The following is an 852-nucleotide window of genomic DNA, read 5'->3' on the forward strand; positions in this document are numbered from 1 at the left end:
CGTTATTTTAATCTTTTTTTCTATGTTAGGTCAATATTTTAATTTAGCTAAACAGTAAAATTGTAAAAAAATGCATTTCTGATGTTCCATAGTTAACTTTTCTCAGGAATCAGCATCTGCAGGACGCACTTCTTCCCTCCTTCATTTGAAGTATTAAAGACATCCAGCCAATTTTGATAATTGCCCTAATTTTAATCAACCGGTTTTATGGAGAATATCTTCCTTTGGGTGACTTTATGAATTCGTTCCCTCCCATACCGTAGAGAGATTTTTTTATCTCAAATTTTTTCTCCAGTATTCCTTTTTACATAATGGGCAGCACCGGATATCATTTCCGGTCAAATCGAGCATAATCTCCTCAACGGATCTGGAAGCCCCGCATTCTTCGGCCTCCGCTTCCAACAATTTGAGACACAGTGCAATATTGTCCTTTTTACACCGATTTGCAAACAATCCAAAAAGCCGGATACGCATGAAGTTTCGGGGAACTACATGGAGAAGAAAACGGCGGATAAACTCCACCGCTTCCAGGGTTGTCTCCTCAGTGGTTTCTTTTCTGCGGTCTCGATATGAAAAAGTGACCTTTCCATCTTCACATGCCTTGATCCTGTAGTTTGAGATTGCCACCCGGTGTGTATAACGCGCCATATATTCCAAAACGGTCTCCGGCCCGGAAAAGGGCGGCTTGGAATACACTACCCAATCTTTTGACCAAAGCTCGCGTGTCATTTTTCTGAACTCCGAAGGGCTTTCCAGGGGTGCTGTCCGTCCCGGGAATTCCAGTTCTTTTGTTTCAAATGCGTTCTTAAATCCTTCCATGAATTTGTCACGAAACACTTTGGACAAGGCTTT

1 protein-coding gene is annotated in these 852 nt (G+C 41.8%); it reads right to left on the reverse strand.

Features of this window, described 5'->3' with window-relative positions:
- Positions 1–273: 273 nt before the first annotated feature.
- Positions 274–852, reverse strand: a 579-nt coding sequence (locus tag ACYQ2M_RS25155) for an IS91 family transposase (RefSeq protein WP_459919153.1), incomplete at its 5' end; no start/stop codon positions are given.

It is taken from the genome of Desulfocicer niacini (genome assembly GCF_054657595.1).